Origin of the sequence: Comamonas sp. JUb58 (assembly GCF_004364775.1) — a bacterium.
Lineage (GTDB): Bacteria > Pseudomonadota > Gammaproteobacteria > Burkholderiales > Burkholderiaceae_C > Comamonas.
In genome coordinates, this window is the sequence record NZ_SOAL01000017.1 from 1 (window position 1) to 13,815 (window position 13,815).

General features: G+C 62.4%; 12 protein-coding genes and 1 pseudogene. 7 read left to right on the forward strand and 6 right to left on the reverse strand.

The features are described from left to right. A pseudogene (locus tag EDF71_RS17765) lies at window positions 1–478 on the reverse strand (helix-turn-helix domain-containing protein); the annotation flags it as partial. Between the two features lie 159 nt (window positions 479–637). Continuing rightward, window positions 638–937: a 30S ribosomal protein S20 gene (gene rpsT, locus EDF71_RS17770; RefSeq protein ID WP_133857897.1), complete on the reverse strand. Its 300-nt coding sequence runs from the start codon at window positions 935–937 to the stop codon at window positions 638–640. A 114-nt stretch (window positions 938–1,051) separates the two neighbouring features. Between rpsT and murJ the strand changes: the two genes are divergently transcribed. From murJ to ppk2, 3 genes are all read left to right on the forward strand, one after another. After that, a complete protein-coding gene (gene murJ, locus EDF71_RS17775) occupies window positions 1,052–2,617 on the forward strand; it encodes a murein biosynthesis integral membrane protein MurJ (protein WP_133857898.1) in 1,566 nt (521 codons plus the stop codon). 220 nt (window positions 2,618–2,837) lie between these two features. Then, on the forward strand, window positions 2,838–3,686 hold the full coding sequence (locus tag EDF71_RS17780) for a tetratricopeptide repeat protein (RefSeq protein WP_243854346.1): 849 nt from the start codon (window positions 2,838–2,840) through the stop codon (window positions 3,684–3,686). A 118-nt stretch (window positions 3,687–3,804) separates the two neighbouring features. Beyond that, window positions 3,805–4,677: a polyphosphate kinase 2 gene (gene ppk2 / locus EDF71_RS17785; RefSeq protein WP_243854347.1), complete on the forward strand. Its 873-nt coding sequence runs from the start codon at window positions 3,805–3,807 to the stop codon at window positions 4,675–4,677. 327 nt (window positions 4,678–5,004) lie between these two features. Here the strand turns inward: ppk2 and EDF71_RS17790 are convergent, their stop codons facing one another. Further along, the gene (locus EDF71_RS17790) at window positions 5,005–6,123 is read right to left on the reverse strand and encodes an AI-2E family transporter (protein ID WP_133857901.1); all 1,119 of its coding nucleotides are present in this window, start codon (window positions 6,121–6,123) and stop codon (window positions 5,005–5,007) included. A 96-nt stretch (window positions 6,124–6,219) separates the two neighbouring features. Next, window positions 6,220–7,269 carry a phosphoribosylformylglycinamidine cyclo-ligase gene (gene purM, locus EDF71_RS17795; RefSeq protein WP_133857902.1) on the reverse strand — a complete coding sequence of 350 codons (1,050 nt, stop codon included), beginning with the start codon at window positions 7,267–7,269 and terminating at the stop codon, window positions 6,220–6,222. Between the two features lie 409 nt (window positions 7,270–7,678). Here purM and hda point away from each other — a divergent pair, with 409 nt between their 5' ends. The 4 genes from hda to folK are packed head-to-tail and all read left to right on the forward strand — an operon-like array spanning window position 7,679 to window position 11,256. Beyond that, on the forward strand, window positions 7,679–8,374 hold the full coding sequence (gene hda / locus EDF71_RS17800) for a DnaA regulatory inactivator Hda (protein WP_133857903.1): 696 nt from the start codon (window positions 7,679–7,681) through the stop codon (window positions 8,372–8,374). A gap of 32 nt (window positions 8,375–8,406) precedes the next feature. Then, window positions 8,407–9,105 carry an HAD family phosphatase gene (locus tag EDF71_RS17805; protein ID WP_133857904.1) on the forward strand — a complete coding sequence of 233 codons (699 nt, stop codon included), beginning with the start codon at window positions 8,407–8,409 and terminating at the stop codon, window positions 9,103–9,105. Next, window positions 9,102–10,715, forward strand: a complete 1,614-nt coding sequence (pcnB, locus tag EDF71_RS17810; RefSeq protein WP_133857905.1) for a polynucleotide adenylyltransferase PcnB — start codon at window positions 9,102–9,104, stop codon at window positions 10,713–10,715. The genes EDF71_RS17805 and pcnB overlap by 4 nt, the downstream gene beginning before the upstream one ends. Further along, the gene (gene folK / locus EDF71_RS17815; RefSeq protein WP_279586296.1) at window positions 10,705–11,256 is read left to right on the forward strand and encodes a 2-amino-4-hydroxy-6-hydroxymethyldihydropteridine diphosphokinase; all 552 of its coding nucleotides are present in this window, start codon (window positions 10,705–10,707) and stop codon (window positions 11,254–11,256) included. Before pcnB ends, folK begins: the two co-directional genes overlap by 11 nt. 97 nt (window positions 11,257–11,353) lie before the next feature. On the opposite strand, the gene EDF71_RS17820 is transcribed toward folK, so the two are convergent. Both EDF71_RS17820 and EDF71_RS17825 read right to left on the reverse strand, forming a co-directional pair. Further along, window positions 11,354–12,322 (reverse strand): tripartite tricarboxylate transporter substrate binding protein, encoded by a 969-nt coding sequence (locus EDF71_RS17820; RefSeq protein ID WP_133857907.1) that lies wholly within the window; start codon window positions 12,320–12,322, stop codon window positions 11,354–11,356. Window positions 12,323–12,612: 290 nt separating this feature from the next. Next, window positions 12,613–13,668: a CDP-6-deoxy-delta-3,4-glucoseen reductase gene (locus EDF71_RS17825; RefSeq protein WP_133857908.1), complete on the reverse strand. Its 1,056-nt coding sequence runs from the start codon at window positions 13,666–13,668 to the stop codon at window positions 12,613–12,615. Between the last annotated feature and the right edge of the window lie 147 nt (window positions 13,669–13,815).

Here is a 13,815-nt window from a genome sequence, read left to right on the forward strand (position 1 = left end):
TGCTCCACCCGCCTGGCCTGGCGCTGGCAGCCTTGGTAGTGAGCTTGGCGGCTCGTGCCCATGAATCGGCAAGCCTGGCTCACGCTCAGTCCTTGAACGAGCCGCTCTTGCAAGACTTGCCCAAAGGCTTTTTTACGACGCGCACTCCATAGTCTCTGCGCAGCACGTCGATCACAGCTTCAAACAGCTGCGCCTTTTGCTGCGACTCCTTGAGCTGAACTTCAAGCTCTTTGATGCGTTGCTCAGGTGTCAGAGGCTGGGGTTTTTTATTGATCGGCATAGCCGCAGATGATGCACCAACGCTCCAACCAAGTCTGCCGTGCTTTCTCAACCACACCAATACGGTTGATCTGCCCTGAATGCCGTACTTGTGCTGTGCCTGCTTGTACGTCAGCTCGCCTTTTTCTACCTGCTCGACAACGGCCAGCTTAAAAGCCAGCGTGTAATCGCTCTGTGTCCGCTTAGTCCTAGACTCCATCTTGCTTATCCCTTTGGGTAAGTCCAAGGTGTCAACGCTAATACGGACGGGTCAGACACAACGAAAAAAGCCGTCTTGCGACGGCTTTTTAGTTCACTGAGAGCGCACCCGTTACAAACGGCGGGCAGGGGATCCTGCCCGTGCGATTGCCTAATGGGCTTAGGCGGCCAGTGCCAGGGCCTTGACCTTGGCAGCAATGCGGCTCTTATCGCGAGCAGCCTTGTTCTTGTGGAAGATGCCCTTGTCTGCAATCGTGTCCAGCACGGATTGAGCCTTGGCAAACAGTTCGGTGGCCTTGGTCTTGTCGCCAGCGGCAACAGCCTTTTCCACGTTCTTGATAGCGGTACGGTACTTGGAACGCAGCGAGGTGTTAGCGGCGTTCAGCTTGACGGTTTGGCGGGCGCGCTTACGGCCGGATGCCAAACGGGGGTTCTTTTTGACTGGCTTAGATGCCATGATGAGTGTCCTTTGAGTCTGCGGATGTTTTCAGTGAATCGGGCATTATAGCCGCTGTTTACTCAGAAATCCAGATAACCCGCAATTTCCCGCCAGCGGCGCGGCTACACTGCCCGGGTGTCACTGTTCAAAGCTGCCTCCACCGTCTCCCTGTTTACGCTGCTCTCGCGTATCACAGGGCTTGCCCGCGATCTGCTGATGGCCACCATGTTTGGTGCCAGTGCGTTGACCGATGCGTTCAACGTCGCCTTTCGCATTCCCAACCTGTTCAGGCGCTTGTTTGCAGAAGGGGCGTTCAGCCAGGCCTTTGTGCCGGTGCTGGCCACCACCTTGACCAAGGAGGGTGAAGAACGCACCCGCACCCTGGTGCACAGCGTGGCCACGGTGCTGTTCTGGATTCTGACGCTGACCTGCGTGCTGGGTGTGGTGGCAGCGCCCGCGCTGGTCTGGCTGCTGGCCAGCGGCCTGCGCCAGAACCCACACAGCTACGACGCGGCCGTGCTGATGACGCGCTGGATGTTTCCCTACATTGGCTTTATGTCGCTGGTGGCGCTGGCGGCGGGCGTGCTCAATACCTGGAAGCGCTTTATCGTGCCGGCCTTCACGCCGGTGCTGCTCAATGTCAGCATGATTGTGGCCGCGCTGGCGCTGACGCCCTGGATGCGCAGCCATGGGCTGGAGCCTATCTATGGCATGGCTGTTGGTGTGATGGCGGGCGGCGTGCTGCAGCTGGTGGTGCAGTTTCCTGCGCTGCGCCGCATTGGCATGCTGCCGCGTATCTCCTGCCGGCCCTCGGTCATCAAGCAGGCCTGGGCCGATGCCGGCGTGCGCCGCATCCTGTCGCTGATGGCGCCCGCCTTGCTGGGTGTGGGCGTGGCCCAGATCTCGCTGATGATCAACACTCAGATTGCCTCCTATTTGGCACCCGGCAGTGTGACCTGGCTGTTCTATGCCGACCGGCTGATGGAGTTCCCCACTGCCTTGCTGGGCGTGGCGCTGGGCGTGGTGCTGACGCCGCAGCTGTCGTCGGCCAAGGCGGCGGGCGATGATGAGCGCTATGGCGCCATGCTGGACTGGGGCCTGCGTATTGTGGTGCTGCTGGCCGCGCCTTGTGCGGCAGGCCTGCTGCTGTTTGCCAAGCCCTTGGTGGCGGTGCTGTTCCACTACGGCGCGCTCAAGGGCTCGGATGTGGGCCAGATTGCGCTGGCGCTGCAAGGCTATGGCGTGGGCCTGCTGGCCATGGTCGCCATCAAGGTGCTGGCGCCCGGCTTTTATGCCAGCCAGGACATCCGCACGCCGGTGAAGATTGCCATCTGTGTGCTGGTACTGACCCAGCTGCTGAACCTGGTGCTGGTGCCAACCATGGCCCATACCGGCCTGGCCTTGTCGATCGGTCTGGGTGCCGTCATCAATGCGCTGTGGCTGCTGGTGGGCTTGATCCGGCGCGGCAGCTTCAAGCCCAAGCCGGGCTGGTGGATCTTTCTGGCCCGGGTGTCGCTGGCGGTGGCGCTGCTGAGCATATTCCTGGCCTGGGGTGCGCAGATGACCGACTGGGTGGCGATGGGGGCGCACCGCCTGGAGCGCGTGGGACTGCTGGCGCTGTGGATGGCCGGCGCTGCGCTGCTGTACTTTGGCGTGCTGGCCTTGTCGGGCATGAAGCTGCGCAACCTGCTGCGCCGCTGAGCGTTTTTGAGCGCTAACTGCAGGCGCAGTTGTGGCGGTAGCTCGGCAATAGTTCCTAGGGAGATTCCTGGGGATGGCCAGCATATTTACGCAGCTTTTGCACAATTGTGTCCTACAGGCCCTGCATTCGGGGCTGTCTCGTGCTATACATGGCGTCATGGCACTGGCAGCGCCCGAGAGTGCCAGCGATGTATGCGAAGGCGCTGCAGTTGGGATGTGTATGGACTTCCGCTTTTCTATCCCCACACCGTTGGAGCATTTCGAATCGCTGGTCAGCAGCGATGATGGTTTTCCGCTGCTCGAAGCCGCCGCTGCCGTGGCCTGCATCGAATACCCGCAGCTGGATACCCAGCAGGTTCTGAACGAGGTCGACCAGCTGCTGGGCCAACTGATGGAAAGCCGCGATGCCAGCAGCCGCAGCGCGCTGACTCGGCTCAAGGCACTCAACCACCGTTTCTATGCCGATTGGGGTTTTCAAGGCAATCCCAATGACTTCTATGCGCTGGACAACAGCTGCCTCAATGCCGTGCTGCACCGCAGGCGCGGCATTCCAGTGTCGCTGGCAGTCATCTGGCTGGAGCTGGCATCGGCCTTGCAACTGCCCGCGCATGGCATCTGCTTTCCCGGCCATTTTTTGCTCAAGGTGAGCGTGGCCGAAGGGCAGATCGTGCTCGACCCACTGTCGGGCCAGTCGTTCTCCAGCAATATGCTCGCCGAGATGCTGGAGCCCATGCAAAAGGCGTTTCACCGCGTCGATGAAGACGATGTGCCGCTGGGTCTGTACCTGCAAGCCGCCAGCCCGCGCGACATCATTGCGCGCATGCTCTCCAATCTCAAGGAGATCTACCACAGCGACAAGAACTGGTCCAAGCTGATCGAAGTGCAAAACCGGCTGCTGGTGCTGCTGCCCAGCGAATGGACGGAATTGCGCGACCGCGGCCTGGCCTATGCAGAGCTGGGCGTGCATGACCGGGCCCGGGAAGACCTGCAAACCTACCTCAACCAGACCGGCAATCCAGAGGATGCGGCCACTATCCGTGCTGCTTTGTTAGATTTGCAACGAATGTAACGTTTGACGTTGTTTTGACATTTTCTTGTCATTCTGTCGTCACACAACTTCGGCAAGATAGCGGCACTAGGGATGCGCCACTATGAAAGACAGATTAGGAATTTCACCAGAAGACGTCATGCACAAGATCGCGCGTGACGTGATGGATGATTACGACGAGTCTCTGGAGCTCGAGATGGAGGACGGCATGCTGGGCGCGCCGTTCGCAGCCGGGATGACGGAGCATGACTACCAGTACTTCCGCGAGCTGCTCAGGCTGCAGGGTGAACTGGTCAAGCTGCAGGACTGGGTGCAGCACACCGGCCAGAAGGTGGTGGTGCTGTTCGAAGGGCGCGATGCCGCAGGCAAGGGCGGTGTGATCAAGCGCATTACCCAGCGTCTCAACCCCCGTGTGGTGCGCGTTGCCGCCTTGCCGGCCCCCAACGACCGCGAACGCACGCAGTGGTACTTCCAGCGCTATGTGGCGCACCTGCCCGCCGCTGGCGAGATCGTGCTGTTTGACCGCAGCTGGTACAACCGCGCTGGCGTCGAGAAGGTCATGGGTTTTTGCACCAATGACCAGTACGAAGAATTCTTCCGCACCGTGCCTGACTTCGAGAAGATGCTCGTCCGCTCGGGCATCCTGCTGGTCAAGTACTGGTTCTCGATCAGCGACGAAGAGCAGCACCTGCGCTTCCTGGGTCGTATCCATGACCCGCTCAAGCAGTGGAAGCTCTCCCCAATGGACCTGCAAAGCCGTGTCCGCTGGGAAGAGTACACCAAGGCCAAGGAAGTGATGCTGGAGCGCACCCACATCCCCGAGGCGCCCTGGTGGCTGGTGCATGCCGATGACAAGAAGAAAGCGCGCCTGAACTGCATCGCGCATTTCCTGGCCCAGGTGCCTTACACCGATGTGGACCATGAGAATGTGGTGCTGCCCGACCGGATCCGTCATCCGGACTACAGCCGCCTGCCCGTGCCTGCTTCCATGTATGTTCCGGAAGTCTATTAATTAAGATTTCGGATCATTCAATACAAAGAACCTCGGTTTCATCACCGAGGTTTTTTTTACGCTTGTATTGTGCTGATGCTGGCAGCAACGCGCCCATACGACAGCAAACGCAGGCCGTGGGCCAGCCGGCCTGCTCTCGGTGCTGATCACGTTTGCGGCGGGAGGGTGCCAGCAGGCTGCGAAGCTGTGTTGAGGAGGGGTACAGATTCAGTTGCTTCTCTAGCGCTTAGGGCGCTTGAAGATGCATGGTGCGGTGCTTGGAGCAAAAAGGGCGGCGTGATGGGCATCTGCACCTCGCCTGAGGATGCAGCGCCAAAGAGGCGGGTGTCAGATCAGCCGCGCGGCAAACAGCTCTTTTTTCAGATAGGCGTAAAAGAGCGGCGCAGCCACCAGCCCGGCAGGGCCAAAGATAGCTTCCGCTACAAACATCACCGACAGCAGCTCCCAGACGCCCATATGCGTCTTGGCACCCACAACCTTGGCGTTGATCAGGTACTCGGCCTTGTGAATCAGCACCAAAAAGGCCAGGCAGGCCACGGCGGTCAGCGGGGAGACCGACAGGCCGACGGTGGTGATGACGGCATTGCAGACGAGGTTGCCGACGATGGGGATCAGGCCGCCAAAAAAGGTCAGCATGATCAGCGCGCCGCTATAGGGCAGGCGCATATTGATCAGCGGCAGGATGCCCAGCAGGAAGATGGCGGTCAGCACCGTGTTGAACAGTGCGATCCAGAACTGGGCGGCAACAATCTGGCGGAAGGCATCGCCAAAGCGCTGCACGCGCAGTTGCAGCTGGTAGGCCAGGGGGGCGTGGGAATGGCGGCTGTGGCGCACGGCGGCCAGCGCGCCAATCAACAGGCCCACAAACACATAGAGCAGGCCGGTGAGCCAGAGCCGGCCCATGTTGGCAATGGCGCCGGCCTTGGTGCCCAGGTATTCAGCGGCGCGCTGCTGCAGGTCTTGCGCGCCATCGGGAAGCACATTGGCCAGCTCGGGCGGCAGCTTGCTGCGCAGGTCCAGCAAGGTCTTGGCCATCGAGACCAGCATCTCGCGGTACTGCTGCGGCGCGTTGAGCAGATAGCCCTGGGAATGGATCAGGCCAATGGTGACCAGCACCACCGGAACCACCAGCACGATGGTGACGGACAGGTATTCCATCCACAGTGGTGGTGGCGTGTTCAGCGAGGTCGGCAGGCGGCTCAACTCGCGGATCTTGTGCACCAGAAACAAGGTGAAGGTGTAGCCGGCGCAGGCGGCCAGCAGGCCCACCAGCAGGCCATTGAGCATGATCAGCAGCAAGCCCGCAGCCATCAGCACATAGGATGCCACTCTGACGCCCCAATGCGCAGGCGGCGGCCGCCAAACATGCGGCAGGTCCGCAGCGCCGCTGGCCGGCTGGCCGGCTGCGGGGCTGTTGGACGAGGGCTTTGCGGAATCCGGTTGCATGGTAGGCCATCCATCTGAGCGAGTCGGAGGGCCAGGAGCTGGCCCTTGCTGCGCGCTGGGCAGACGGCGCGATGCACGCCTGCCCGACGGGTAAGCTTAGCGTACCGTGACTGCAGCCTCTGCGCCACGGGGGGCGATGCTGCCAATCGTCCACACTTGTTCACCCAGTGCGGAGAAGGCGTCCTTGACGGCCTGTTCGCTCTCGGCTGGAACCACCACCACCATGCCGATACCGTTGTTGAACGTGCGGTTCATCTCGATGTCGTCGATGCCAGCGGTCTTTTGCAGCCAGGCAAACAGCTCGGTCTGGGGCCAGCTGCCCTTGACCAGGTGTGCGCCCAGGCCTTCAGGCAGCACGCGGGGGATGTTCTCCAGCAGGCCGCCACCGGTGATGTGGGCCAGCGCCTTGATGGGCTGCGAAGCCAGCACCTTCAGCACGTTGAGCACATAGAGGCGGGTGGGCTCCATGATGGCGCTCTTGAAGGGCTTGCCGTCCAGGGTTTCTGGCAGGCCGCCTTGGCTTTCCGCGCGCTCGATGCACTTGCGCACCAGCGAGAAGCCATTGGAATGCACGCCGTGCGAGGCCAGGCCCAGCACCACGTCGCCGGCTTGCACGTTCTGGCCGGTCAGGATCTTGCTTTTCTCGACCGCGCCAACTGCAAAGCCGGCCAGGTCGTATTCGCCGTCTGGGTACATGCCGGGCATCTCGGCGGTTTCACCACCAATCAGTGCGCAGCCCGACAGCTCGCAGCCCTTGGCGATACCGCCAACCACGGCCGCTGCCGTGTCCACATCCAGCTTGCCGCAGGCAAAGTAGTCGAGGAAGAACAGGGGCTCGGCGCCTTGCACCAGCACGTCGTTGACGCTCATGGCCACCAGGTCGATGCCCACGGTGTCATGCATATTCCACTCAAAAGCTAGGCGCAGCTTGGTGCCCACGCCGTCCGTGCCGGACACCAGCACGGGCTCCTTGTAGCGCTTGGGCACTTCAAACAGCGCGCCAAAACCACCGATACCCGCCATCACGCCTTCGCGCATGGTTTTCTTGGCCAGGGGCTTGATGCGCTCGACCAGCGCGTCGCCTGCGTCAATATCAACGCCAGCGTCTTTGTACGAAAGGGGGGTGGAGGAATTGGAAGAGCTCATGAGGGACTACAAAGGCAATAAAGCTGACAAGCTGACCCAAAGGGGGCCAGAAACGTCGATTTTATGTCGCAAGCCATACCCGAGGGGGCAGAATGCCCGTCCGGTGTGCACTGTTACCGCCAGAGCGCGCATTTGCGGCCTGCTTTGTGGCCGATTTCATGCATAAATGCGGCGCAGGGGCCTTTTGTGTCACACAGCCGTTACTACCGACTAAAATCAATGGGTTTGCATGTAGGGCCCTGGTCACTGCATGACGAGCAGGGGCGCCCCAAGTTGGCGCGCATCGCGCCAACCAGACCGAACGCTTTCTTGTATTGAACGCAGCCATGCGTGAGATTTCCTTTTATCTGATGTCCGACAACGCAGTGCCTCATGCACGGCGGGCCTGGGCGCGGATAGGAGTTGGCGCATGAAGCAAATGGCTTTGGACCTGGGTTTGGCGCCAGCGCCAAGCCTGAACCGGTTTTTTGCGGGCTCCAACCAGGCAGCACTCGCGCATCTGCATGCCCAGGTCAATGAGGCCTGGGACACGCCGCGCTCCACCGTGCCGACTTACCTCTGGGGTGAGATGGGCTGCGGCAAGACCTATTTGCTGCGCGCGGTGGCCGAAGCTCTGCGTGAGCAGGGCGCGCCGGTGGGCTGGCTCGATGCGAGCACCCGCTTTCCCAGTGCCTTCAACGAGCGCTGGTCGGCCGTGATCCTGGACGAGGTGCAGTTCTACAACCCGGTGCAGCAGGCCGCGGCCTTCAACTGGTTTGTCAACGCCACCAGCCCGGCCACGGGTGCGCGGCGCTGGGTGCTGGCGGCGGGCGACGTGCCGCCTTCGGACCTGAAACTGCGCGACGACTTGCGCACCCGGCTGGGCTGGGGCGAGATCTACCAGCTGCACCTGCTCAGCGAAGCGCAGCGCAGGGATGTGCTCAAGGATGAAGCCAAACGACGTGGCCTGGTATTGACCGACGATGTGATGGATTACATGCTCAAGCGTTTTTCGCGCGATTTGGGCAGCCTGATGCAGCTGTTGGACCACCTGGACAATTTTGCCTTGCGCAATAAAAGGGGCCTGACGATCCCCTTGCTCAAGGACATGCTGGAGACGGAGTGAATGGTCTTGCAGCAACAACCGAGATTTTTTGAATGAATAACTCTGCTGGCACAAGCACAAGGCTTGCGCTTTTTGACCTGGACCACACGTTGCTACCGCTCGATTCGGATTACGAATGGGGGGAGTTCACCTTGCGCAAGGGCTGGTGCGACAAGCAGGAGTTTGGCAGCCGCAATGCGGCCTTTTTTGCCGATTACCAAAAAGGCACGCTCGATATCCATGCCTATGTGCGTTTTGCCACCGAGGCCATTCGCAAGCTGGGCCCGCAGGCCGCTGATGAGGCGCACCGCGTGTTCATGCAGGAAGTCATCACGCCGCATATCCAGCCTGCCGCGCTGGCTCTGCTGCAGCAGCACCGCGATGCGGGCGACACCATCGTGATCGTCACCGCCACCAATGAATTCGTGACCCGCCCGATTGCCAAGGCCTTGGGTGTGGACCACCTGCTGGCCGTCAACCTGGCGCGCGATGCCTCGGGCTGGATCACCGGCGAGATCGATGGTGTGCCCACCATGCGCGCCGGCAAAGTCACCCGCATGGAGGCCTGGATGGCCGAGCGCGGCCTGAGCTGGGACAGCGTGGACAGCATCTTCTACAGCGACTCGATGAACGACGTGCCGCTGCTGGAAAAGGTGGATACTGCCGTGGCCACCAACCCCGACGCGCGCCTGCGCCAACTGGCCACCGAACGCGGCTGGCGCATCCTGGACCTGCTGGAGCCACACGCATGATCAAGACCATCATCGATAAATTGCTGGGCAAGGCGACTGCCGCCAGCAAAACCAAGAACCCCTTTGGCAAGCGCGAGGAAGTGGGCGTTGATGTGCACAACATCGATCCCAAGCTGGTGGACCGCCGGGCACTGGATGTCTGCAGCACCTTGAAGGAAGCGGGCTTCGAGGCCTATATCGTCGGCGGCGCGGTGCGCGACCTGCTGCTGGGCCTGCGCCCCAAGGATTTCGACGTAGCCACCAATGCCACGCCTGAGCAAGTCAAGAGCCTGTTCCGCCGCGCCTTCATCATCGGCCGGCGCTTTCGCATCGTGCACGTGGTCTATGGCCGTGGCCGCGAGAACGAGGTCATCGAAGTCACCACCTTCCGCGCTTTCCTGGACAGCTCCAAGGCCGAGCAGGTGCAGGGCAACGAGAAAACCAGCAAGGCCGCACTGGCCGGCATGAAGCTGGCGGTGGACGAAAGCGGCCGCGTGCTGCGCGACAACGTCTGGGGCCCCCAGAACGAGGATGCGGCGCGGCGCGACTTCACCGTCAACGCCATGTACTACGACCCGCAGACCCAGATCGTGGTGGACTACCACAAGGGCATCCGCGACTCGCAAAAGCATGTGCTGCGCATGATTGGCGACCCGGCCACGCGCTACCGCGAAGACCCGGTGCGCATCATCCGCGCCGTGCGTTTTGCCGCCAAGCTCAGCAAGAAGGGTTTCACGCTCGACCCCAAGACCGCCAAGCCCCTGGTCGAATGCGCCCAGCTGCTGCAGGAGGTGCCGCAAAGCCGCATGTTTGATGAGATGCTCAAGCTCTTGCAGACAGGCCATTCGCTGGCCTCGATCGAGCAGTTGCGTCTGCTGGGCCTGGCCAAGGGCATTTATCCGCTGCTGGATGTGGTGGTGGACCGCGCCGACCTGCCCTTTGTGCAGGCCGCGTTGATGGACACCGACCGCCGCGTAGCCGAAGGCAAGAGCGTGGCGCCGAGCTTTTTGCTCGCCTGCGTGCTGTGGCAGGACGTCAAGGCCGGCTGGGACAAGCGCATGCTCAAGGGCGAGCACCCGCACCCGGCTCTGCAGGATGCGATCGACGATGTCTTCAACCACCGCATTGGTGATGTCTCCGGCCGGGGCAAGCTGGCCGCCGACATGCGCGAGATCTGGGTCATGCAGCCGCGCTTTGAAAAGCGCACCGGCAGCACGCCGTTTGGCATGATCGCGCAGGCACGCTTCCGTGCCGGCTTCGATTTTCTGCGTTTGCGCGCCGATGTGGGCGAGGTGGACGAAGCGCTGGCCAACTGGTGGCAAGAGTTCCAGCAGGCCGATGAGGCCCGCCGCGAAGACCTGATCGCCCAGGTGCGCGAAGAGCAACGCGCCAAGCCCAAGGCTGGCGCACCCAAGCCCAAGCGCGCGCCTAGAAAGCCCGCTGCCACGGAGGCACAAGAGGGCTCCAGCCTGGACCAGGTGGCCCAGCAGGCGATGGACAGCGACAGCGAAGCCCATGCAGATGCGCCAGCCAAGAAGCGCCGCCGTCGCCGCCGCAAACCCGGTTCGGGTGATGCTGGCGGTGCCGCAGCTGGCGGCGGCGGTGCCGATGCAGCCGCCCATGGCGACTGAAGCACTGGGCCAGGCCGAGCGCCTGGCCAATGGTGATGCCGCACCGCCCGCCGGGCAGAGCTTGCGTGCCTGGATAGGCCTGGGTGCCAATTTGGGCGACCGGGGTGCTGCGATGGCGGAGGCCTTGCAGCAGTTGGCGGGCAGCGCGGGTGTGGCCGTGCAAGCGGTTTCCTCGCTGTACAGCAGCCGGCCGGTGGATTCCAGCGGGCCCAACTACCTGAATGCCGTGGCCGAGCTGCGCACATCGCTGTCGGCACAGCAGCTGTTGCACTTGCTGCAGCAACTGGAGCTGGCCGCAGGCCGCGAGCGCCCCTACCGCAATGCCCCGCGCACCCTGGACCTGGATGTGCTGCTCTATGCGGACATCGATACCTCGATTGCGATGCCCGATCTGCAGGTGCCCCATCCGCGCATGTGGCAGCGCGCCTTTGTGCTGGCGCCGCTGCAAGAGCTGGCGCCAGCTTGGGTCAGCGATGCGCAGCTGCAGCCGCTTTTGGCGCAAGGTGTGCAGCGCAGCCAAGGACCGGACTGGTGGCGCTGAGCGGGCGAGAAAGATATCGCAGCCCACAAGAACAAAGCCCCGCAGCTGCACGCTGGCGGGGCTTTTTGCTGAGCGCTACGGATGCGCAGTGCGGCGCTTAGTCGACCTTGGCGCCGGAGATCTTGACCACCGATTCGTACTTGTTGCGCTCAGCGGTCATGAACTTGTCAAACTCGGCCGGCGTGGTGGGTACGGGCTCGGCCATCAGGCTGGCAAAGCGGGTCTTGGTGGTAGGGTCCTTCAGCGCATCGGTGAAGGCCTTGTTGAGGCGGTTGATCACATCAGGCGGCGTGTTGGCGGGTGCCACCAGGCCCCACCAGGTGTCGATCTCAAAGCCCTTGAGCGTGTCAGCCAGTGGTGGCACGCCTGGCAGCATGGGGCTGGCGTGCAGGCTGGTGACGGCCAGTGCGGTGAGCTTGCCGCTGTGGATGTTGGCCGAGGCGGCCGCCAGGTTGTCGATGTTGAAGTCCACCTCGCCCGACAGCAGGGCCAGCTGGGCCGGGTTGGCACCACGGTAGGGCACATGCACGGCAAAAATGCCGGCCTGGCGCTTCATCATCTCTCCTGCCAGATGGCCGGAGCTGCCATTGCCGCCGCTGCCGAAATTGAGCTTGCCTGGGTTCTTCTTGGCGTAGGCGATCAGCTCCTGCACATTGCTGATGTGCAGCGCCTTGGCGCGCTCGGTGTTCATCACCAGCACATTGGGCACGCGCACCATCTGGGTGATGGCGGTGAAATCCGTGGCGGCGTTGAAAGGCATCTTGGTGTAGAGCCAGGGATTGACGGCATGCGTGGCCGTCGCCGACAGGCCGATGGTCAGACCGTCCGGCGCGGCCTTGGCCACGATGTCGGCACCGATGTTGCCGCCAGCGCCTGCCTTGTTGTCGATCACCACGGTGCCCAGCTGGTCGCGGACACGCTCGGCCAGAATGCGCGAGGTGACATCCAGTGGACCACCGGGTGCATAGGGCACTACCAGGCGGATCACAGGCTCTGCAAATGCGGCAGGTGCTGCGAGGGCGGTGGCCGCCAGGAGGGTGGATAACAGGATATTTCTGCGTTGCATGCTTGTGAATCTTCTTGAGGAGAGTGAATAACGACGCAGCGCCCGTGATGTGCAGGCACTACCCCCTGAGTGCCGCCAGCACAGCCCTGCCAACCAGAGGTTTGCGATGGAGGCTGGGCACCCAGCCCTGGGCCATACAAAGGTAGGCCAGGACGGGGCAACCAGCGACCAAGGGATGTGTTCGCGGCTCCAAACTTTCTAGTGTAGCGGCTGGGCCGTGTAGCTGCTGTGACGCGGCAGTCGGACAGGGCTGCGATTGCGCCATGTCAGGCCTTGCATGGTGCCGCCGTTCATACGATCTGGTTTTGCTTATCGGCCTCGGTCACGAAGGCATCGGCAAAGAAGGCGTCTTCCGGCAGGCCGCGCTGGCTGGTGAAGCTGGCACGGGCGGAATCGACCACAATCGGCGCGCCACAGGCATAGACCTCGTGGCCCGACAGGTCGGCAAAATCATCGAGCACCGCCTGGTGCACAAAGCCGCTGCGGCCTTGCCAGCCGTCCTCTGCCAAAGCGTCGGATACCACCGGCACATAGCGCAGCTGGGGCATGTCGGCGCTGCGCGCCAGCATCCAGTCGTGCATGTACAGGTCTTGCGGGCGCCGGCCGCCCCAGTACACCACCACCGGGCGCTGGATGTCGTGGTGCTGCAGATGTTCGACAAGGGCCTTGATCGGCGCAAAGCCGGTGCCCGAGGCCAGAAAGACCATGGGCTTGTCGCCCTCATGCAGGTAGAAGCTGCCGAACGGGCCTTCAATGCGCAGGATCTCGCGCTCCTTCATGGCACCAAATACGTGGTCGGTAAAAAGACCGCCGGGTGTGTGGCGGATATGCAACTCCAGACCGGGCGCGGTTTCCTGGTGGTGCGGCGCGACGGCCATCGAATAGGCGCGGCGCACGCCGCCAGCCAGCAGGAACTCAATGTACTGGCCGGCATGGTAGCGAAAGCTGTCGGCCGCCGGCAACTGCAGGCGCAGCTTGACCACATCGGGCGAGAGGCGCTCGACGGTTTGCACGCGCACCGGCATTTTCTTGATCGGAAAGGCGCTTTCATCGGTGACATGGCGCGACTCGATCACCACATCGCTGGTCGGCACGGCGCAGCACGGCAGGATCATGCCGTCGGCCTCTTCCTGGGGGCTCAGTGCGCGTTCGCTGTGGGGGCCATGCACGACCGTGCCGCTGAGCTTCTTGCATTTGCAGGAGCTGCAGGCGCCATCCTTGCAACCATAGGGCAGGCCCACGCCGCTGCGGATGGCCGCGGTGAGGATGGCTTCCGAGGCCTGGGTGGCAAATGCGCGTCCGCTGGGCAGGACCGAGATTTGAAACGCGCTGGACGAAGAGCTCATTGCACCAAAATTCCTTATCGACACAAAACAATGGCGCTCATCGGCGCCTGGGCTTGCATAAATGGGGGGCGAGCGGCCATTTGCAAGCCGCATGAGACGCTAGACTGCAGTGTCTGCCCCGCCGATGTGAACCACGAAAGCTTATTG